The following is a 21777-nucleotide window of genomic DNA, read 5'->3' as shown; positions in this document are numbered from 1 at the left end:
TGCTTCCACGTTTTCGACCACCCCCTTTAATATTCCGCTGGCAGCACCCCTGTTGCCAATCGAAAGTATTGTTGTAAAGGTCGTGCATTCTTGTCTGTACCCGTCTCATCTGGTAAGGATGATTCCGGCACCTTCTGTATGAATCAGCTTTCAGCAACTGCTTCCGTATAGTAGTACTGCTCCTCTGCGCCGTGCTTCAGTTCACGATGGTTCAGCACGACCCCGATGATGTTGGCCCCCGCCTTATCCAGCAGATCCTTCGCTTCCACCAGCTGATCACGGTTGTTGTTCTCGACATCCGTCACAAGCACTACACCGTCCGCCTGCTTGCATAGAAGCTGAGGATCCGTTACGGACAGTATCGGTGGCGAGTCCATGATGACCATTTCGTAGCTTTCGTTCAGTGAATTCATGAACTGTGCCATCTTCTTCGAGGACAGGAGTTCCGACGGATTCGGTGGAATCGGTCCTGAAGTGATCAGATCGAGTGTATCGAACTCCGTTTTTCTGATCAGGTTTTCAAGTGGTATGTCGTTCACCATCGCTGAGGAGAGCCCGACTCTGTTTGATACTTCGAACGTGTAATGGCTCGTCGGCCGTCTGAGATCTCCATCGAGCAGTAGTGTCTTGATGCCGGCCTGTGCATAGGCGATGGCCATGTTCGCTGCAATGGTCGACTTGCCTGCTCCTGATATTGCGGAAGTGAATAGTACCGACCGGATCGGGTTATCGACACCCGAGTACATGATGTTCGTCCGGATGGTCCGGAACTGTTCGCTTGCAGTGGCGTGCGGCTTGTTGGCAACGATTACATTCCTTGGCTGTTCAACTTCAATCTTCTTCTTTTTCCTCTTGAACATGAATATCTCCCCTTAATCCTCAAATTTCGCGATTGACCCGACCACTGGTAAACCGAGAACATTGTACACGTCGACTTCATTCTTGACCGACTTGTCGAAGTAGGCTTTCGAGAAGGCCCATATCAACCCGAGTATCAATCCGGCCACCAGACCAATTGCGATATTGATCAGAGGCTTGGGTGTGACTGGTTCAGCATCCGCTGGAACATCTGCTGGTGCGTAGATGGAAAGGTTGTCAACGTACATGATTTCAACAATGCGTTCTTTGAAGACGACCGCAACTTCGTTTGAGATCCGTTCAGCTTCCTGTGCGGATGGATCAGTGGCAACAATGGACAGCACTTGCGATTGATCCTGGTTGGTGACTGTAATCTGTTTTGAAAGCTCCTCCACAGTCTGGCTGAGCTCCAGATTGGTGATTACATCTTCAAGGATCGTCTTGCTCAGCATGATATCCCTGTAGGTGTGAATCAGCTGAAGATTGGTTTCGATATTCTCAAAGTCGACGATTACACTGTCTCCCGGCGAACTGACAAGCATCTGTGTCTCTGCTTCGTATTTCGGCGTCATTACAAAGTAGGTGATGAGTGCAGCGAGAACGCCCACCAGAATCATCGAAGAAATAATCGACCATACATTCCTCTTGATAATGTCCAGCACCCTTTCAACATTTACAGAGTCTTCCATATTTTCCCTCCCAAAATAAAATAAACTTTATCTATCTCTATAAGTTTCACCCAATATACCATGCTTCCTTAATTTTTGGAATATTCAATTTTCAATTTTTACAAATTTTATGTATTTTTTCACCTGTATAGTCAAATATTCTGAATTGTTTAAAATAACCAAACACCTTGATAATAAAGGCAAAAACGCCTCGTTTTCGGAATAAAAACCGAAGACGAAGCGCTTGAAAAAAATATATAGAGTTTGCATTTAAATTTTCTATGATACGAGCAGCTGCATCTTCCACATACCGATTCGCCTATTTCCTGATTGATCGGATCAGCATGAAACTCTCTGCATGCTCCACGCAGATCGTCGATCCCCGGACCATGGACAGTGCGCGCATCGCTTCCAGAGATCTCGGATGCGGATAGATTCTGAGCTGGGACTGATAGCATTCCATCGCTTCGAGTTTCTTGTCTATCGTACTGGAGATGTCGATATAGACGTTCGGAATGAACAGGTTGTCCACTGTCGGCGTATTCCATTCCGTTTCCGACAGTGTTTCATACACCAGTATTTCCCGCAGAGCAGGGACGTTGAACGGCCGCAGTGCTACCATGGCTGCATATGTCGTCTCCGCGTGGTCAAAGTTCATGTCCCCTTTATGCGGCAGGAAGACGACTTCAGGATTGATCCGCATGACAACGTCATGGATTTTCGCATTGATCTCGCTTGTTTCCATATGGCGCAGTCCGATCATGGGCAGGTGGAGAAAGAACGCTTCCTTCACACCGAGCACTTCATGGGCTGTCTTCGCCTCGCTCCGGATCGTCTCAATCTCCTCGGGATCCGGTCCGCTGGTGACGCCGCATATGTACACATCATGCCCTTCGTCTGCATACTTGGCGATGGCACCGCCTGCCCCCAGTACCTCATCATCATCGTGTGGTGCAAAAACAAGAATGTTCATATCCCCATCTCCATCTATTTGAATTTGTTTCCGTCTATGAATCTGAAATCCGCTACCGTTTCGTAGTCTTCTATACGCAGTATGCCATCGGTGCACAGAACATCGACCACACCGGAATCCGAACAGATGATCTGACCGGGAATGCCGATATATTTTGTATTTTCATGCACACTTGCTTCCCAGATGATGACCTTATGATCCTTGTAGAATGAGAACGCACCCGGGTACGGCCTTGAAGTGGCACGCACCAGCCGATATATATCACGAGCCGATGCACTCCAATCGATCCTGCCATCCTCCGGTGTCCGCTTCAGCAGATATGTGGCTTCATCATGATTCTGCGGCATGGCTTCCACCGCATCATCGTCCAATTTTTCAAGCACCCGTCGGAGCATCCGCTCGAGCGCTTCATTCGAGGCATTATACACATCATATGCATAGTCATGCTCTCCAATCAGATACGTCTCCTGATCGATGATGTCTCCGGAATCCATGCCTTCATCGATGAAGAAGAGGGATGACTTCGATTCCTGCTCACCCAGTATGACAAGCCATGGCAGAGCCGCCCTGCCCCGATACTTCGGCAATGCCGTCGGATGGTAGCCGATGACACCGCGTGTCGCGGAACCGATGATATCCTCCCTGATCAGCTGGGAAATGCCCACAACAAATATATAATCCGGTGAAATTGCCCTGATCTGTTCCACGCACGCTTCATCGTTGATGTTCTTGAACGTCATATACGGAATATCATGCTTCTCCGCTATGACGGATAGATCCACATATCCTGATACATTGGTCGAATACTGCTTGTCGAGCCCGAATACCATTTCAGGCGGATACTCATTACTGATCATCGCATCCAGCACAATCTTGCTCGATTCCACAGATCCGATCAGAATTGTTTTTACTTTACCCATACCCTCACCCCTTAGAGACCTTTCTCTCTGTCTTTTTGAAATTGCCCTCTCCAAACAAGACGATCAGAACCGTCTTCAATAGGATCAGCACATCGAGTTTCAGGGAATGGTTGTCCACATACTCGATGTCATATTCAATCCGCTCCTCCCATGTCAGATGGGCATTGCCATTCACTTGAGCAAGGCCCGTCATGCCGGGCTTTACATCCAGTCTCCTCCGCTGATGATCATCATATTCAGCTACCTGCTGCTCGATGGTCGGACGCGGCCCCACTACACTCATATCCCCTTTGAGCACATTCAGCAGCTGGGGCAGCTCATCTATTTTGAGACGCCTGATGAGCCTGCCAAAAGTCGTAATCCGCTGTTCATCCTTATCAAAATCAAAACTTTCCTCTGCCGACCGGTCGACCTTCATGCTTCTGAACTTCAAGATGTCAAACAGCTTCTGGTGCATACCGACCCGCTGCTGCCTGAAGAAAAGTGGCCCCGGCATGGTCACTTTGATGATGATGCCCGTAATAAGCAGAAGCGGCGAGAGTATAATCAGGGAAAATGAACTGATGATGATATCCACAAACCTTTTGATACTTGACAAATTTACCCCCCTCTTTCGTCATGATCTCCATTCCCTCATCTGACCTTCTTGACAACCCTGCCATACAAGTAGCTCAAGAGAGTCGGATGGGACCATATGGCACTTTCCACTGTAAGTGGTTCTTTTATCGTGTATCGATTGCTCAATACGGATTGGATGATTTTATTGTAGTCCCGCAGCGCATGCCCGAGCTGGAGGTGCGAGTAGGTCAGAAAGTTATCATTCTGTCCCACTCTGACCACTTTCTGGTCAAGCACCTCTCCGGAGTCTATCCCTTTATCCACAAAATGCGTCGTAACGCCGACCAGGTCATCGTCATTATTATAGAGCGCCCAGTATGCGCCATGCACCCCTCTGTATTTCGGCGTGATGCCGACGTGGATATTGATGAACCTTGCTTCGGTCGCACTCAGAATATCCTCCTTTATGATTGGTGTCCCGTTGATGATGATCAAGTCGGGATCCACTTCTTTGATCCTGCGCTTCATCTCCTCCGAATTGATCGAGTCGATATGTGTAATTTTTTCTTCGGGAATATCATCAGAATTCAGATTGAACTGCCTCTGTATCATCTGTATTCTTGAATGCACATTTTTTGACAGAAAGATTTTCGAATAGAGAACAAACATGATCTGCCCAATCACCTTCCACAGGCCGAGCCGTTTTATCCTCTTCTTCAAGAATACCTTTCTGCTTTCTTTTCGGACGACAATCACATCTTCGATATTGAAGTCTCTGCTGACATGATTGTAGACATAGCTGGTGCTTGGACCCAAAGTGCAGATCATCATTATTCTCTCCATCAAGCTTTCACCTTCTCTACATAGGACTCCATACTTTCAGAACTGAATCCATACTTTTCCTCCAATACTTTGTAATGAGTGATGATTTCCTCGAGGAACTTGAAGTTCTCCTCCGGGGAGACCGAAAAATTATGCGGATGCCACCATAGATGATAGTAGTGGTTCTTCTTGGCAGCTGCCGTCATTTCATTCTTGATTCTTCTCAGCTGCAGATTCCTGACGATGCCATTGGTCCGCTTCAAAGGCCTGAGGAAGCGGCTCGCCTTGATGTCGAATAGCTCTTCGGAGGAATCCGGATGCGGATGTGTATGATTGCCCGTAATATTGAAGTACAGATCCACCAGCCGAAGCCCTCTGATGAAGTAGTTGTGAGTGCTTCTGGGTTTGTAGATGAAATGCTCAGGTGTGCCCCTGAAAATACTTATATCGTATGCCTTGATGATCTCAAGATGCTCTGAGTTGAACTGGTTTCTTGGGAACACAATGCTCTTCATCTCTATATTCCTATCATCCGAAACTTCCTTGGCCATTTGAAGATCATTGAAAAATTCCTTTTCCGTCTGTCCCTCCTCCAGACAGAGATAGTGGGAAAAAGTATGTGTACCAATCGTCTGGTAGTCACTGTTCTTCAATTCATCAACAATGTCACTCGCAAAAAAGACACCTTCACAGAAGTTCTTTTCTTTAAGAAGATTTTCATAGTTATAGTAGTTGTCTATTTCCCGCCTTTTGTAACTGGGCTTTAATATACGCGGTTTCATCCTGCTCAGTTCCTTATCCCCTTCAAGCATCAGCAGCCCGACCGTCGCCCACGTCACTTTCATCTCGTTCTTCTCGAACGTTTCGATCATCTTCGACGCAACATCCCGCGTCAGATAGAATCTATCGACACATTTGTCGTAATCCGTGAAACCCAAATAGCCCCAATACAGTTCAAAATCCACTGAGATAATAAACGTACCATTCTTCATTGAACACCCCTATTGTGTCGTATTGAATTGTACTCAACTTCCAGTGTGATTCCACTCTGACCCCTCGGAGTGAAATCATGTTCCGTTCTAATAAATTCATGCTTTCCTACCCGACCGCTTTCTGAATTGCACCCTTATAAAGCATTAATGCTTGAACAGTATCTCTCTATTCCACCACCCCCTTTAGTGATGCCTCATGTGTCTTTAATTTAAATCCGTTCGTCAATCCGATTGGCGACACGTTACCATAGTTGTAATTCTACTTCTTTTTACAAATATAGCATGTGGATAATATTTTTGGAATATTCAATTTAAAATATGCAAATTAAAAGCCCCTCCAAAAATGTTTTGAAGGGACCAGCATCGAAAAGCGAGATACAAATCCCCTAATCAATGTAAATAAGGTTTAACCGTTGCTTTTACTTTCCAACTTGTTTTCCAAACTCTTCTGTAACAACATTTGCCTGTGGTCCTATGATGACCTGTACATGCTGATCATCGACTCTGACTACACCGTGGGCGCCGGTCTGTTTTATCTTGTCTTCATCCACAATATCAGCATCCTTCACAACGAGTCGCAGGCGTGTCATGCAATTTTCATAGTCTGTGATATTTTCCCTGCCACCAACGTTTTCGAGAATTTTCTTCGCCATATACTCGAATTTCGAGTGGCTCAGTTCCAGTTCCTGCTCGGATTCATCTGATTCCTGGTTGAACTCCATATCTTCTTCCCTGCCGATCACTTTAATGTCTCTCCTCACAATCAATGTATAGAAAGTGAAGTAGTAGAGTACACCAAACACAAGTCCAATCGGGATAATGAATATACCATTCTCGGCAATACCGAGGTTCAGAGCATAATCGATTGCACTGCCCCCCCATGAGAACCCATGCCGTATGCTGAGCAGATAGAGTGTTGCACCAGCCAGACCGGTATACACAGCATGGATGAAATAGAGCAGCGGTGAAGTGAAGATGAATGTAAACTCTATTGGTTCAGTAAGACCGGCAATAACAGAAGTCATACCACCAGAACTCATCAGCGCCTTGGTCTTTTCCTTTTTCTTCTTATATGCTGCCCGTGTAATTGCAAGCGCAATGGCAGGCACACCGAAAATCATGACGATGAAGAAGCCACCGAGGAAATAACCGGCTGTTGGATCGCCGTTAAGAAATCTTGTAATTTCGCCTGTAACCACTTCGCCATCCGCCGTCTCATAGCTTCCAAGTCCGAAGTAGATATAGGTGTTCAACACATGGTGCAGACCGAATGGCAGCAGGAACCTATTGAGGAACCCGAAAAGGAATATTCCGAATGCGCCCATACCGACTAATGACTGGGCAAACGCGTCGATCCCTGCCTGTGCGTATGGCCACACGAGTGCCGAAAGGCCCGCAACAGGAATCATGATGAGTATAATCAATGTAATCGGCCATTTCTCACCTCCAAAGAATGAGAACATTGCGGGCAGTTGTGTATTTTTAAAACGATTATAGACTGCCGCTGCAATCAAGCCGGAAAGTACACCCCCGAATACACTCATATCGAGTTCAGGGTTCATGGTTTCCAATCCTTTGTTCAGAATGGTAATGGCGAGATATCCGGTAAGTGCCGGAATGCCTCTATCTTTCGTCTTCGCCAATCCCATGGCAATACCAATTGCAATCAGTGCATCCATATTTTCGAAGATGACACCAGCTGCCTGGAATAATGTGATATTGAGCAGATCTTCAGCACTTAGACGGAACAGTATGCCGGCAATCGGCATGGCAACGATGGGAATGAGCATGGACTTGCCAAGATTCTGCATGAACTTTTTCATCTGGCAGCAGCCTCCCCTTCAATTCCACTGAAAGTAATCAGTTCAAACTGACTGCGATCATTGAATTTCTTTACTACTTCAGTCGCCGTCAACGCATCCAGTTCTTCAAGTCTTGGTGTTGCATAGCTTGAACTGTTCATCAGGAACTTGTCAATATATGCCGGATGGCACATGATTTCAACAGTGTCATAGTTACTATACTTTTCAATGATCCGCTGCCTTTCAAGCAACACGACGTCAGGATGATATTCGAAATAATCCGTAGTCATCAGTCCGTGTTCCCTGATTCCCTCAAAGTTGTTTCTGACTGGCAGTTGATACTCCTGTGCCAGTCTGATGAATACAGGCTGCATGGCTTCGAGGTTATTGATATGATGATGACTATCCAGATGTGTCGGTTTGAGACCGGCATCCAAAAACTTTTCTATCTGTGCCTTCCATTCGTCATACAGCTCATCCGAATCCACATGGAACTTCGCCTGGTAGTGGTGGAGCTTCTTGAAGTCACCATTTGAATCCACCAGCGTATGATGGGTATCCAGTAGTGGTCTTCCACATGTCAGTGTCAGATGGACACCGACCCCCAGTGACTGATGTGATTTCGCAAGTTCGAATGCATGTTTCGCGCCTGGCATATTTGTCATTAATGTCGTGGATGTCAGTATACCTTCTGTATGTGCGTCGATGATGCCATAGTTTACAGCACGAGAATATCCAAAATCATCTGCATTGATAACTATTTTTGTCATATATATCCCACCCCAGTTGGTTTCTAGTGTAACTCTGGCCAGTACCCCTTGTTCTCTTCAATCAGATCATCCAGTATTTGCTTCGCCTTCTCCACATCTGTGACCGTCCTGTTCAGTGTGAGTGCCTGAAGCGCCTTGCTGTAGCTCTCTTCGAAATAGGCATCCACGACCAGTTTTTCGTATGCCAGCTGATTTTCCATCATGCCTTTATAGAAAGTAGGTACGTCACCAACCGAAAATGGTCGGGGGCCACTTCTTGTCAGCATTGCGGGGACTTCCACCATTGCATCATGAGGAATGTTCGAGATGATGCCGTTGTTCCTCACCATGACAATATAGATTTCGTTCATTTGATACATCAGCGAAGCTGCCGCCTTGACCATATAGACACCATGAACATCATCCGTCAGTTCGACACCTTCAGTCGACTGCGTCGAGATGATATGGCGGCACTGATCATGCACACGCTTCTGTCTACCATTGATGACTTGCCTTGCGCGTGTGTTGTCCGGTACTTCTTTTGCAGCGAGTGTTTCCGGATACAGATAGTACTGAAGATAGGTGTTCGGCAGAAATTCCGGGAAGTCCATCAGCATCTTCCGGGCTTGGGCAAATGTTTTCTTCCAGGATTCATCATTCGCTATTTCCTCGTCTGTAGGAACGAAACCTTCATTGATGATCTTCTCTTTGATCACTTCTGTATAGTCTGTGCCTTCTTTATCTTCAATTTTTGTAAACCATCCAAAGTGGTTCAGTCCGAAATAGCCAGGTACAAGATCCCATACATCCTTACCGAGCATATCCGCGTAACTTTTCATGATTGCAATTGGCATATCGCAAATATTCAACAGTCTATCATCATCGGGAAACTCCCTCTGCAACGCTTCTGCTACAATGGCCGCAGGATTTGTGTAATTCATTATCCATGCGTCATCCGTGTAGGACCTGATATCATGGATCAGTTCTATCATATCCCGGATGGATCGCATGCCGTATGCCATTCCTCCGGGCCCACATGTTTCCTGACCGACCACGCCATACTTCAAAGGAATCTGTTCGTCTTTCTCACGCATCTTGAGACCACCGGTTCTAATCTGAAGAAATGCGACGTCCATATCCGTAAATGCTTTTGACTTGTCCGTCGTATATTCGAAAGTACCGAGTTCCGGATAGCGTTCTTTCAATATCACTTCCGTCGCCTTGGCAATCTTCTCCTGACGTTCGTCGTCTGTATCGTAGAATACAAGCTTATTCAAAGGTAAGGCTTCTTTCTCAGCAATCAGACTCATGACAATGCCAAGCGTATAAGTACTGCCACCTCCGACGATGACCAGGTTTTTCTTATTCATAGTGAAACCCCTTTCATATTTATTAAAACCAATCTAACACAAATAATAGATTATAACAATACAAATATAATACAAATTAAATAATATGTATTAGAAAAGGGATACAAGTGGTAGAATAGTAGTACTGAAATAGAGAGGCTGATTATGAATGTGGAAATCGACGCTACCTTTGTATAAGCAAGTAGCAAAGAAGATAAAAGACGATATTGTTTCGAATGATATCAATCGAGGAGAAGCCATACCGACTGAAACCAAACTCGCAGAAATGTATGGTGTAAGCCGGGTAACCATCAGACAGGCAGTCAAACTGCTGGTGGAAGAAGGACTGGTATATAGTGTTCAGGGAAGCGGTACGTACATCAGTGAGAAGAAGATCGAGCATGATATTCATAAGCTGCAAGGATTTACTGAGGAAATGATCAGCCTTCATAACAATCCATCGAATGAAATATTGGAATTCCAACTGATGCTGCCTTCCGAGGAAGTGAAAAACTATCTTAAACTGACAAATAACCAGAAGGTATATTATATAAAGCGGTTGAGACTCGCAGATGAAAAACCGCTTGTGCTTGAGGAATCCTATATGCCTTATGAACTGTTCCCAGATCTTTCAGTGGACGTGATGAAAGTATCAAAATATAAATATATTGCCGGCAAGGGATTCAGCATAAACAAGAGACATGCAGAGCTCGTCCCAATCCTACCTACAGATGAGCTGGTCGAACACCTTCACTTGGAAAATAAGGACCCGATGCTGCTACTTGAAGCATACTCGACATTCGATGACGGAACGATTTTTGAATACTCTAAAGTCTACTTCCACCCTAAAAGGTATACATTTAAATTTGTTTCGGAAAAATAGACCAATCCCCTCTGCACGACATAGTGCAGAGGGGATCTATACGTTCTGGTAATTTTTCCTGTTAGTCTTCCTTCAGAGGACCTGCTGCCTTCACCTTAATCCTTGTTGCATTTCCAGGCAGGTATGCAAGCGGGATATCCTCGAAGCTGATGATTTCTGTCCTGTCCTTGTCAGCACCTGCATTGACCGCTTCGTCAATTGCGAACTGCTTAATTTCATCAAGGATCTCATTTCTTCTCGAAGGATCGATTTTGTAGATCTTCTCCACTTCACCACTGATATCGGAAATGGCAGATCCAATGGCATTGGCGACGCCGCTGTTTTCCGGGTTGATGACTTCACTTGCACCCTCGATGTCTCCTTCTATTAGGGTACTGCCGCCACCAACCAGTACAACCGGCACTTCCTTATCACTGGTTTTCATACGTTCTATTGCCACTTCGATCATATTGATGATTTCGTCATAGATGCGGTCAACAAGTGCTGTATCCAAGTCTTTGACTTTTTCCGCATCTCCAAGTGATAGGATGCCTTTTGCGACTGCGATATCCGTCACGGTCAATGTGTCTCCACCGAAAACTTTTGCCTTTTCCGGCAGTCTGTAGCCGACGCTGTCCGGCCCAATCTTGAAGTCTTCACCATCCAATGTAATGATTGTGCCGCCTCCGAGTGCCAGTGAGTAGATATCCGGCATTCTGAAGTTCGTCTGTACACCACCGAGCTCGACAGAGAGTGAGGACTCTCTCGGGAAGCCGTTGTTCAGTACACCGATATCCGTCGTGGTGCCACCGATATCTGCAATGATGGCATTGTCATGATTTGAAAGGAAGCTTGCCCCTCTCAGACTGTTGGTCGGTCCACACGCCACAGTGAGGATCGGATATTTCAGTGTGTATTCCTTCGACATCAGTGTGCCATCGTTCTGACAGAAGTATACTTCACAGTCGACGCCATGCTGTTTGAGCGCCTTTTCAAAGCCTTCCGTCGTCTTTTTAGCCACATTGATGATGGCTGCATTCAGGACAGTTGCATTTTCACGTTCGAGCAGGCTGATGCTGCCGATTTCGGAAGAGAGTGAGAAAGCGACATCTTCCCCGACAACTGCTTCAATGATCTCCTTGGCACGTGTTTCATGCGCCTTGTTGACCGGGGAGAAAATGGAGGAGATGGCAATGGAGTTGACTTTCCCTTTCAGTTCTCTGGCGATGTCTTCAAGATGTGCCTCATCAAGCTCGGCAATAAGTTCACCGTTGAATTCATGTCCGCCCCTGACCTGGTATACATGCTGTCCTATGATGGCCTTCAGGTCATCCGGCATGCTGTAGATCGGTTCGATAGCTGTACCGGCAGGTGCCCCGATGCGTATGACACCGACGTCGTTCAGACTCTTTCTTGTGACAATCGCATTGGTACACTGCGTTGTACCGAGCATGCCATGGTCGATCAGTGATTTGTCGAGCCTCGAGTTTTTGAGCAGTGCTTCCACTGCGCCTGCAATACCTGTTTCAATATCATCTGTTGTTGGATGCTTGAATGCAGTCAGCACGTTCATATCGGAATCAAGAATCACACCATCCGTATTTGTACCGCCCACATCGATGCCCAGTTTATATCTCATTTAAAATTCTCCTTTTCACTGATTTAATGCTTCAATCGTCTGATATTCGATGTCATAGCCGAAGTAGCCGGGACCCACCGTTTCTATGCCTTTGTCCGTACGCCATTTCGGATCGCAGGGCATGCCGAGTATGACAACACGCATGCCGAATTTAAGACCTTCCGTTGTAATAGGCATCCCGGTTTCCGCATCGAGTACAGTGATGAGGTCCGGTGTGAGGCATTTCGGCTGTCCGTCCACAAGACAGATCAGGTTTTCATTCTGGAACTCAAGTGTACACTCGGATGACTTGTTCTGATTCAGCCCTTCAAACACCGCCTTCCCTCGGACAAAGCCGCCATCCGTGGCGCGTTCCACATCACGGATTTTCCCTTCGAACAGGATGTAGCCATTCGTTGCCTCGACCAGGTCATCGATCGGCTGCTTGGAGGTCATGATGATGTCACCCAGTTTCTCTTCAAACGATAGTGAACCGATGATGGATGATTCCCTTGCCTGCTTTCCACTCATCGGATAGATGGCATTCATCAGGGAACCGCCCATTGTCATTGTCGCGGCACGTGCAATCTTTTCCGTCCATACACCGTCAACAGCGTTCAGCACAATCGAGTTGTCCTTCTCATCCGCCAGCACCATTGGTGAGGCATTGATGCCATCGAGATAGTATGTCACCATCTGCAGTTCAGGGAATGCACGGCCCATGCCGTCTGCATCCACTACCGGCAGACCGACTCTCGCTGCCAGTGCAAAAGGCAGCAGGGAGTTGACGCCACCTGCTTCAATCGGCATGGTTGCTGTAATTTTCCTGCCAAGGTATTCTTCAAGTGCATTGAACGCAGCAATCGATTCATTGCCGCTTGGCACCTTTTCCACCATGACCGTCGGTGCACCCATCATTGCTGATGGAACTACGAGTGCTTCATCATCCAGTTCATCTGCACTGAGCAGTTTGACAGGGCCATACTTTTCAATGGCCTGCAGTGCCATCAGCTTGCCGATGAACGGGTCACCGCCACCCCCAGTCCCAAGAAGTGCGGCGCCAATTGCCATCTTTTCTATTTCTTCTTTACCGATATAACGCATCATGTCACCCTTTAACTGTTTTTTTCCAGTGGGATATAGTCATAATCATAGCCGAAGTATCCGGGACCCACTGTCCGGATGCCCGCTTCCGTCTTCCATTTGTCGTCTGCCGGCTGTGCAAACACAACGCAGCGTGCGCCGAATTTCAAGCCTTCGGTCGTGATCGGCATGCCCGTTTCGAGATCAAGCACTGTAATCAGATCCGGTGTTGTACAGCGCGGCACATCATCCACCAGACATACCAGATTTTCGTTCTGGAATTCAATTTTGCATGTCGCATCCTTATCTGCATCGAGACCCGTCAGCGTGGCAGTACCTTTTACAAATCCGCCATCCGTCCTGCGCACCACGTCCTGTATCTTGCCTCGGAATAGAATCGTGCCGTCAAGCAATACTTGCAGATCTTCAATCGGCTGCTTGGAAGTCGTCAGCGTCTCACCAATCGCAATGGACGTTGATACAGTATGATGGATGGCATGGTCGTGGAGTTCCTGCCTGCTGAGCAGGTAGACACCATTCAGTATGGACCCGCCCATGACAGTCGTCAGACTGCGTGCAATCTTCTCCGTCCATAGTCCGTCACTCGTGTTCAGAATGGCCGTATTTCCTTTTTCATCAGCGAAGACAGCCGGTGTATTGTGGATGCCATTGACGTTGAATGTATCCATCTGCATTTCCGGGAATGCACGTCCCATGCCATCGGCATCGACAATCGGCACCTCTTTGATGGCTGCGAATATGATCGGAATCATGGAGTTGACCCCGCCCGCTTCGATCGGCATGACAGCATCAATCTTGTCACCATTGTATTTGACGAATTCTTCATAGAGGATATCAAATGACTCGAAGTTCGGTATCTTTTCAACGAGCACAGTCGGTGCACCTACCATCGCAAATGTCGCAACAGTGGCATCTGCTGCCAGTTCATCGATTGTGATCATCTGTACCGGTCCGTATTTATCGATGGACTGCTGCGCCATCAGTTTACCGACGTACGGATCACCGCCCCCGCCGGTGCCAAGAAGCGCTGCACCAATGGCAAGCTTATCCATATCCTGCTTATCAAGATACTTCATTGCCGACCTCTTTCTCGTCATCCATCAGCCATTTGCTCGCACCAATCTGAAGAATGAAGGCGACGATGAAGGCATCGATTGCCGGTGCATTGGTCAATGTGAACCATGCAAAGCCAAGTGGTGGCGCAGAAGTTGCGAAAGCGACGAATATGGCGATTGCCCATATGCCGATACTATAATAGTTCACCTTCTTGATCAGGTCGATCTTGGCAAAGTCATAGGCATGTCTGCGCATGATGAAGTCCGCTGCATAGATGCCGCCGACCGGCGGAATCATGATGCTCAGTACATTCAGAAATGTGATGAAGTTCGTATAGATGCCGGTGATGGCAAAGACCGTACCGACAATGCCGGCAAAGATGGTGATGATGTATTTCGGTACCGATCTGAATACAACCGAGAAGCCGAGTGCTGATGAATAGAGGTTCGTATTATTTGTCGTCCACTGGGCCAGTATCAGTACAAGCATGCCGCCTGTACCCCAGCCGATGCCGATCATGATGGCCACTACGTCGACTTCTGTTGTTGCTTTGGCCAGGAGGATCGCAATCAGCAGGACAATCGAATAGCCGATGAAATAGCCGAGCAGTGAAGAGATGACTGTGTCCTTCGTCCCTCTTGCATACCTGGAAAAGTCCGGTGCGATGATGGCACCGACAGCCAGTGAACCGATGACGAGCGAAATGCCTGCACCGAGTGTGATCGGTTCTGCAGCCAACGCCGCGCTGTTCAGTTCAGACAATGAGTAGTTGTTCAACACGATGATGGTGGAACCGACAAGTAGGATGCCGAGAAGCGGCACTGCCACGAGACTCAGTTTCTCAATCGCCTTGTATCCGATCATCGAGGTCACCGTCATCAGTATGCCGCCGATGATCATGAGTAACGTACGGTTCACTTCAACCCCGAATACCGACTCGATGACGTTCAGCAGACTGGACCCGAAAAGATCAAGCTGAACGCCGAACCATCCGAACAAGGAGATGGCGATGACGACGGACACGAGATAGGCGCCGTAACGTCCCATTGCGAATGACGAGATCATCGATGTCGATAAGCCGGTCTTGTTTCCCGGAATGCCGCATAGAATGTTCAGAATGGCGAGCAGAAATGTTCCGACAAGCGATACGACAATCGCCTGCGACAGGCTCATGCCACTGCCAAGTGCGCCGCCAAGTGCAGTGGCCGACAGAGCGATGATGCCTGCAATCCACACCAGTGTCAGCTTTAACCAGCCCTGCCTTTCCGATTCCGGTACCGGGCGTACTTCATAATCCTCGATCAGGCGATCGCCTTCTCTACTTCCTACACTATTTTTAATGGTGCTATCAACTGCTTGTGTTTTCATATTATGCCTCCTTCAGCATGGCTCGAAGAGCCAGATTCATCAGTTTTTTTGCATGAGCGATTTCCTTTTCCATCCGTGCATCGGAATAGATGATGCTACCCCAGAAGATGCCATTCCCGATCAGCAGGAACGTTTCAAGCAGGTCACCAGCAGATGTATCATCCATCCCCCTGTACTCGGCTTTGATATCGGCATACAGTTTGTCGTAAAGCCAGTGGTTATATTGTTCCAGGTACTGCTCCACTTCCATCTTGAAATCGTCGTTTGTACTCTCCATCAGTCTGAGATAGACCGATGTCTCCGCGCGGTTTTCACGATGGTGAGCTGCTATCTTTGCAAGCATGGCTTCCAGACGGAGTTCGAGGCTCGCCTCCTCGTGCTTGAAATATTCGTCCGTCATCGCCTTGAAGTGGTTGGATAGCACTTTCAGCAGTACATCATTGACAAGCTCATCCTTGTTCTTGAAGAAGTAATAGATGGAAGCGGCCTTGATATCGCAGTCTTTGGCGATATTTTTCATTGTTGTCCCTTCATATCCATGGATTGAAAGGTGCTTGAGCGCAGAAGCGAGAATCCTGTCCTTGGTCACACTTTATCACCTACCTAATATTTGTTAGGTAGCATACCACAAAAAAATTGATTAGTAAATATTTTCTGATATTTTAGAATGAAAAAAGTTCTATCAATCACCTGATACCCTAGAGAAATGTTTGTTCCAGTATGTTCAGATAGTCCGCTTTCGCTATGGGACGTACATTGCTTGGTGTCGATCCATTCCGTTCTGCAATTTCCGCCATGTGTTCAAGATCCGACGCTTTGACATACGATAATTCTCCAAGCGTTGGTATATCGAGTTGTTCTGTGAATACATAGAGTCCCCGTACCATCTTATCGATCGCCACCGTCTCGGAATCCAATTCATCTGCAAAGCGCATGATTCTTGAAAGTTCAGCGTGCAGCGCCCTGTCTTCTTCGGCATTGTACTGGACGACGTATGGCAGGAATATGGCATTGGCAATACCATGCGGCGTATCATAGAGGCTTCCCAGTGCCTCGGCCAGGCAGTGGACCGCAGCGACATCGGCAGAACCGAAGCAAAGTCCAGCGAGCAGGCTGCCTTCCTGCATCTTCGATCTGGCTTCAAAATCTGCACCATTCCTGTAGGCTTTCGGCAGATATTCCACAATTTCCTTCATTGCCGCTGCGCCCATGGCTTTCGATACCGGGTTGGTCAGTCTGCACGTATAGCCTTCAATCGCATGGACCAGTGCATCGAGACCGGTTGCTGCGGTGATGGAAGCCGGCACCGACATCGTCAGTTCAGGATCGAGTATAGCCACGTCTGGTCTCAGCAGTTCATGCTTCAATGTGATTTTCGTATGCGTTTCAGCTAAAGTGATGACAGAAGACCGGGTCACTTCAGAGCCCGTACCCGCCGTTGTTGGAATGCATACGAGCGGTGCGACATTCTCATATGCGGCCTTGCCTTCAATATAGTCTTCAAAGGTGCCGCCATTCGGACCCAGGAGCGAAATGGCCTTTGCGACATCCATCGGGCTGCCTCCACCGATGGCAACAAGTGCAGTCACCCCTTCCTGCCTGAACATATCCGCCCCAAGCAGACATTCGTAATCTCTCGGATTCGGTGATACCTCATCAAAATGAACCACTCTGTAGCCCGCTTCTTCAAGATGCGCCTCTATCGGACCCACCAGTCCTATCTTTCTGACACCCGGGTCACTGACAATCATCACCGTCGTATTCTGTGAGGCAAGACTATCCATGATGGATGCCAGGTTTCCCGATTCTCCTGACCCCATCCTGATTCTTGTGTTGCAGAAATACTCGAAATGCAAACTGCATTCCTCCTTCTTAAACAGATTATCCATTTGGGGGTTTGCCTTTAGTCCTCAAAACTTTCAATGTAATGGATGCGTAAAAGTGATATAGTCATTATATTCAAATAATTTAAATAGATATATAGAAACTTTTCGATCAAATCAATCGGCTACACCGATTATGAAAGGAGATCATACTATGGAAATCAAACAGCTTCTCATATTCCAGACTGCCGCCAAGGAACTGAACTTCACCCGGACAGCCCAGATACTCGGCTATGCACAGTCAAGCGTCACGGCAAACATTACAGCACTCGAAACAGACCTTGGGGTACAGCTATTTGAAAGGCTCGGAAAAAGAGTGATTCTGACGGAAGCAGGTAGAAATCTGCAGAACTACGCAGACAGGATTCTCGATCTGACCATGGAAGCTTCCGACATCATCGGCAATAATAGCGAGCCGAGCGGTATTCTGACAATATGTGCTTCGGAGACCCACTGTACATACCGTCTGCCTGCAATTCTCAAAGATTTCCAGGAAAAATATCCAAAAGTGGAACTGATATTCAGGCCTGCTGTTTATGAAAAGGAAATCCTCTCCCTCATCTCTGAAGGACAGATCGACGTCGCTCTCCTGTCGATGAAGACGCTCGAAAGCGATTCCCTCATTGTGAAAGAACTGACAGAGGAAAAGATGGCACTCGTCTGCAGCACAGCCAATCGGCTAGGCAATCAGAAAAGCATCAGCAGTGATGACCTGTTCGGCCAGCAACTGCTGCTGACAGAAGCGTGCGACTACCGCACTGCATTCGAAGAAATGCTGCAAAAGAATGGGGTAGAAACGAAGCGCAGGCTTGAACTCGGAGATATAGAAGCCATCAAGCAATGTGTCATGGCGGATCTTGGTGTGGCACTGATTCCGGAGGTTGCGGTAAGGAAGGAAATCGAGGACGGACGTATAAAGAAGCTGGATTGGGAAGGAAACGACCTGGACATAGTAATCCAGATGTTCTGGCATAAGAATAAATGGATATCGCCCGCACTGAATGCTTTTATAGATGTTGCACACGAGCATATTCAAAGCGTATGAATGGCGCATGCCAAAACAAAGGAGCAGTACATATGGATGAAATAAAAACGTTCATGGAAGAGAATAAGGAACAGATCATAAAAGATATCAAATACCTGGTGGAAGCAGACTCGCCCACCGACAACAAGATACTTGCGGATGAATGCAAAAAGAGAATCCAGTCGTTGCTGAAGGACTATTTCGGATACGAGGCGGAGGAAATAATACAGGAGGAGTACGGCGACCATCTCAGATTCGAGTATGGTACAGGAGATGAGACGATTCTGATCCTCTCCCACTATGACACTGTATGGGATAAAGACGATCTGGAACTGGTGGAAAAACAAAACAAGATATACGGTCCAGGCATACTGGATATGAAAGGCGGACTGGTGCAGACAATATGGGCGCTGAAAGCCATTAAAAATCTGGAACTGTCCTTAAACAAAAAGATTGTCTTTCTTTGTACAAGCGATGAGGAGGTGGGTAGTCCTTCTTCTGAAGAACTGATTACTGATGAAGCATTGAACAGTACTGCCACGCTTGTTACGGAACCCCCTGTAGCCGGGAGCAAAGCACTGAAGTCCGGCAGGAAAGGTTCTTCCAGATACTATGTCGACATCTACGGCAAAGCAGCCCACTCGGGCAACAACCATGAAGATGGCATTAATGCCATCAAGGAAGCGGCACAGCATATCGTGAAACTCGAGTCATTGACCGACTATGACAAGGGAACGACGATCAACGTCGGCAGCATCGAAGGTGGTGGGAAGCTGAACGTCATCCCGGACCATGCCAGATTCGGTGTCAACGTACGCGTGGAGATGGAGGAAGAGCAAACGAGGATAGATGACTATATGAACAGCCTGTCCGCCTACACGGAAGGCATCGCGTTGGAAGTATTTGGCGGCATAAACAGACCACCCATGACTAAAAACCAGGACACTGTCGAATTGCTCGAAGTTGCACAGGAAGCCGCTGACAATATTGGGATGGGCGAAATAAAAGACGCGTTTGTCGGCGGCGGCAGTGACGCCAACTTCACTGCAAACCTGGGCGTCCCCACACTGGACGGTCTTGGGGCAGTCGGTGCAGGCATCCATGCTGAGAATGAACATATTGTAGTGGACGAAGTACCCGAAAGAGCGAGCTTTTTATGCAGTTTGATTGTTTCACTATGATAGAGTATCTCATGTTTTTGAAATACCAAATGGAGGCTAAACTAAAAAAGAGCAGAATCATCTGCTCTTAACATCAACTGATATTACATCTTTTAGAAATCGTAATTAGACACCATTTCCCATTCCCTCAGTGTGTAGCTTCTGGCACCTGTTTTGATATACGGGTCTCTTTCTACAATTTCTTTGACTGATTCGATACTATCACCTTTATAGATCACAAGCCCACCGCTGCCATCGGAAAACTTCCCGTTCATCAAAACGGTTCCTTTGTTTCTTAGATCTTCCAGAAACTCGAGATGGTCCGGTCTGAACTGGATGCTTTTCTCCTCATCCAACATCGATAGAAATACTGCAAAATACTTCACCAAAACTCCCCCTTATAATCACTTATAATTATATCATTAAACATTGTAAATGGCAGTATTAAAATGGCTCTTACGCTAAGTTGGGGAGAAACCGGGTATGTATCAGTAAAAAGGAATGGTGACCATGTATGATCATTTCACTGATTTGGATCCTCACCTGACTATACTCTCCTATGTGAAAACAGAGGATGTTGGGTCATATGTCATTACATTGGATACACACACAGGCCGTTGTCCCCACTGCCATTCCACCACCTCTCAGCGACACAGTGCCTACATGCGGGTCATAGATGACCTGCCCATCCAGGGGCGACGCGTTCAACTGTATCTGAAAGCCCGGAAATGGTTCTGTTCGAATGCATTATGCGCCACAAAGGTATTTACGGAACGCTTTGACTGGCTGGTCCCTTATGGCCAGCGGACGATTCGTCTGGATGAAGCACTGCGGACCATTGCCTTCTCCAGCAGCTGTGTCCAAGGAGAAACTGTCACCCGGCAGCTTGGGATGCCGGTCAGCCATGACACACTGCTGCGCCTGATTCATAAAACAGAGATGCCTGTTCCGCAAAGCCCCTTTTGTGGGCATCGATGATTTCGCCTGGCGAAAAGGGTATCGGTATGGCATTCTGATCTGCGATGCCGTCACGCATCATCCGATTGATCTCCTGCCCGACCGGGAAACGGCCACACTGGCCCAATGGATTCAGGGGCATCCGGAGCTGACCCACATCACCCGGGATAGATATGTGCGTTTTCAGGACATCATCACGACCCATGCCCCGGCAGTCATTCAGATCCATGACCGGTTCCATCTGATTCAGAACCTCTGGACCCTACATGATCGGATTATAAGGAAAGTGTTGCCGGTACGCATTGACCTCGGCATGCGATCACCGCCGCCAGATCCTCCGCCTCAGACCAAAGCTGAGCATCGCCGCTTGGAAAATGCTCAGAGGAAATGGGCACAAGCCCGGACACTCCAGAAGTACCACGCACAAGGGTATTCAATCTCCCGGCTTTCCCGGCAATTCAATCTGCACTGGAAGACGGTCGAGCGATATCTTGGGATGACAGGGGTGCCGGACACGACCCGTCAGAAACGGCCCAAACTGCTGGATGCCTTTCACAAATCGGTCATCCACTGGGAGGCGGACGGCGATTCCGTCCGGGCAATCTATGAAAAACTACTGAAGATTGGATATAAAGGGTCCTACGGTTCAGTGAAAAATTTTGTCGCCGATCTTCGAAAACGGAAACGGGTGGCGGCCCCATTGGACATTGAGTATCACAGCCGTCGTGACATTCGACGCATACTGTGGCAGAACCACCTTGAAGGGGACGCCGAGCGCGACATCATCAACCGTATCCTCCAACAGTACCCGAAACTCCAGCCCGTCTATGCGTTTGTGGCTGGTTTTCGCGAATGCATTGCCGAGAAGGATCATGTCGGATTTACTGAACTCATCCTATTTGAACAACAACGCCGTGACCCTCTGACGAAACACTTCATACGGCGGCTGCTCACTGATTTCAAGCCCACGGTGCATGCCCTGATGTATAATGAAAGCAATGGTTTCGTCGAGGGGAACGTCAATCGGCTGAAGACCATCAAACGGATCATGTAT

The 21777-nt window shown here is 47.5% G+C and carries 23 protein-coding genes and 1 pseudogene; 5 read left to right on the top strand and 19 right to left on the bottom strand.

Translation table 11 applies throughout. The annotated features are described in order from the left end of the window. Positions 1 to 143: 143 nt before the first annotated feature. From J4760_RS00115 to J4760_RS00065, 11 genes are all read right to left on the bottom strand, one after another. Positions 144 to 860: a CpsD/CapB family tyrosine-protein kinase gene (locus tag J4760_RS00115; RefSeq protein WP_237604382.1), complete on the bottom strand. Its 717-nt coding sequence runs from the start codon at positions 858 to 860 to the stop codon at positions 144 to 146. A 12-nt stretch (positions 861 to 872) separates the two neighbouring features. Further along, entirely contained in the window at positions 873 to 1547 is a 675-nt protein-coding gene (locus J4760_RS00110) for a YveK family protein (RefSeq protein WP_237604381.1), read from the bottom strand. Between the two features lie 91 nt (positions 1548 to 1638). Next, positions 1639 to 1833, bottom strand: coding sequence for a hypothetical protein (locus J4760_RS00105; protein WP_237604380.1), 195 nt, complete (start codon positions 1831 to 1833; stop codon positions 1639 to 1641). A 12-nt stretch (positions 1834 to 1845) separates the two neighbouring features. Beyond that, a complete protein-coding gene (locus J4760_RS00100) occupies positions 1846 to 2499 on the bottom strand; it encodes a PIG-L deacetylase family protein (RefSeq protein WP_237604379.1) in 654 nt (217 codons plus the stop codon). Positions 2500 to 2513: 14 nt separating this feature from the next. Next, positions 2514 to 3419, bottom strand: a complete 906-nt coding sequence (locus J4760_RS00095; RefSeq protein WP_237604378.1) for a methionyl-tRNA formyltransferase — start codon at positions 3417 to 3419, stop codon at positions 2514 to 2516. A gap of 4 nt (positions 3420 to 3423) precedes the next feature. After that, a complete protein-coding gene (locus J4760_RS00090) occupies positions 3424 to 4017 on the bottom strand; it encodes a sugar transferase (protein ID WP_237604377.1) in 594 nt (197 codons plus the stop codon). Positions 4018 to 4052: 35 nt separating this feature from the next. Then, a complete protein-coding gene (locus J4760_RS00085; protein WP_237604376.1) occupies positions 4053 to 4820 on the bottom strand; it encodes a formyl transferase in 768 nt (255 codons plus the stop codon). Then, entirely contained in the window at positions 4820 to 5791 is a 972-nt protein-coding gene (locus tag J4760_RS00080) for a polysaccharide deacetylase family protein (protein WP_237604375.1), read from the bottom strand. Before J4760_RS00080 ends, J4760_RS00085 begins: the two co-directional genes overlap by 1 nt. 419 nt (positions 5792 to 6210) lie before the next feature. Next, positions 6211 to 7614 carry a PTS transporter subunit EIIC gene (locus J4760_RS00075; protein ID WP_237604374.1) on the bottom strand — a complete coding sequence of 468 codons (1404 nt, stop codon included), beginning with the start codon at positions 7612 to 7614 and terminating at the stop codon, positions 6211 to 6213. After that, entirely contained in the window at positions 7611 to 8363 is a 753-nt protein-coding gene (gene chbG, locus J4760_RS00070) for a chitin disaccharide deacetylase (protein ID WP_237604373.1), read from the bottom strand. Before chbG ends, J4760_RS00075 begins: the two co-directional genes overlap by 4 nt. Before the next feature lie 23 nt (positions 8364 to 8386). Further along, positions 8387 to 9712 (bottom strand): 6-phospho-alpha-glucosidase, encoded by a 1326-nt coding sequence (locus J4760_RS00065; protein WP_237604372.1) that lies wholly within the window; start codon positions 9710 to 9712, stop codon positions 8387 to 8389. Between the two features lie 148 nt (positions 9713 to 9860). Between J4760_RS00065 and J4760_RS00060 the strand changes: the two genes are divergently transcribed. Continuing rightward, complete coding sequence (locus J4760_RS00060) at positions 9861 to 10574, top strand: GntR family transcriptional regulator (protein ID WP_237604371.1); 714 nt, start codon at positions 9861 to 9863, stop codon at positions 10572 to 10574. Positions 10575 to 10635: 61 nt separating this feature from the next. Here the strand turns inward: J4760_RS00060 and J4760_RS00055 are convergent, their stop codons facing one another. The 6 genes from J4760_RS00055 to J4760_RS00030 all read right to left on the bottom strand — a co-directional run bounded on the left by J4760_RS00055 (position 10636) and on the right by J4760_RS00030 (position 17519). Next, a complete protein-coding gene (locus J4760_RS00055; RefSeq protein ID WP_237604370.1) occupies positions 10636 to 12192 on the bottom strand; it encodes a hydantoinase/oxoprolinase family protein in 1557 nt (518 codons plus the stop codon). A 15-nt stretch (positions 12193 to 12207) separates the two neighbouring features. Continuing rightward, positions 12208 to 13275 carry an S-methyl thiohydantoin desulfurase family protein gene (locus J4760_RS00050; protein WP_237604369.1) on the bottom strand — a complete coding sequence of 356 codons (1068 nt, stop codon included), beginning with the start codon at positions 13273 to 13275 and terminating at the stop codon, positions 12208 to 12210. A gap of 11 nt (positions 13276 to 13286) precedes the next feature. Beyond that, complete coding sequence (locus J4760_RS00045; RefSeq protein WP_237604368.1) at positions 13287 to 14351, bottom strand: S-methyl thiohydantoin desulfurase family protein; 1065 nt, start codon at positions 14349 to 14351, stop codon at positions 13287 to 13289. Then, complete coding sequence (locus J4760_RS00040) at positions 14338 to 15699, bottom strand: purine-cytosine permease family protein (RefSeq protein WP_237604367.1); 1362 nt, start codon at positions 15697 to 15699, stop codon at positions 14338 to 14340. Before J4760_RS00040 ends, J4760_RS00045 begins: the two co-directional genes overlap by 14 nt. A gap of 1 nt (position 15700) precedes the next feature. Next, positions 15701 to 16288 (bottom strand): TetR/AcrR family transcriptional regulator, encoded by a 588-nt coding sequence (locus tag J4760_RS00035; protein WP_237604366.1) that lies wholly within the window; start codon positions 16286 to 16288, stop codon positions 15701 to 15703. A gap of 109 nt (positions 16289 to 16397) precedes the next feature. Beyond that, positions 16398 to 17519 carry an iron-containing alcohol dehydrogenase gene (locus tag J4760_RS00030; RefSeq protein ID WP_237605019.1) on the bottom strand — a complete coding sequence of 374 codons (1122 nt, stop codon included), beginning with the start codon at positions 17517 to 17519 and terminating at the stop codon, positions 16398 to 16400. A gap of 217 nt (positions 17520 to 17736) precedes the next feature. On the opposite strand from J4760_RS00030, the gene J4760_RS00025 reads away from it, so the two are divergent. Next, entirely contained in the window at positions 17737 to 18627 is an 891-nt protein-coding gene (locus tag J4760_RS00025) for a LysR family transcriptional regulator (protein WP_237604365.1), read from the top strand. 32 nt (positions 18628 to 18659) lie between these two features. Continuing rightward, positions 18660 to 19787, top strand: coding sequence for a M20 family metallopeptidase (locus J4760_RS00020; RefSeq protein ID WP_237604364.1), 1128 nt, complete (start codon positions 18660 to 18662; stop codon positions 19785 to 19787). 92 nt (positions 19788 to 19879) lie between these two features. Here J4760_RS00020 and J4760_RS00015 read toward each other — a convergent pair whose 3' ends face one another. Beyond that, positions 19880 to 20152: a YciI family protein gene (locus tag J4760_RS00015; protein ID WP_237604363.1), complete on the bottom strand. Its 273-nt coding sequence runs from the start codon at positions 20150 to 20152 to the stop codon at positions 19880 to 19882. A 115-nt stretch (positions 20153 to 20267) separates the two neighbouring features. Between J4760_RS00015 and J4760_RS13285 the strand changes: the two are divergent. After that, positions 20268 to 20498: pseudogene (locus J4760_RS13285) on the top strand (transposase family protein); the annotation flags it as partial. Between the two features lie 15 nt (positions 20499 to 20513). Here the strand turns inward: J4760_RS13285 and J4760_RS00010 are convergent. After that, positions 20514 to 20696, bottom strand: coding sequence for a hypothetical protein (locus J4760_RS00010; protein WP_237604362.1), 183 nt, complete (start codon positions 20694 to 20696; stop codon positions 20514 to 20516). A gap of 34 nt (positions 20697 to 20730) precedes the next feature. Here J4760_RS00010 and J4760_RS00005 point away from each other — a divergent pair. After that, positions 20731 to 21777: transposase (locus J4760_RS00005; protein WP_237604361.1), on the top strand; the 1047-nt coding region annotated here is incomplete at its 3' end.

Origin of the sequence: Salinicoccus sp. ID82-1 (assembly GCF_021991715.1) — a bacterium.
Classification (GTDB): Bacteria; Bacillota; Bacilli; order Staphylococcales; family Salinicoccaceae; genus Salinicoccus; species Salinicoccus cyprini.
This window is presented reverse-complemented; position numbering and strand designations above follow the sequence as displayed.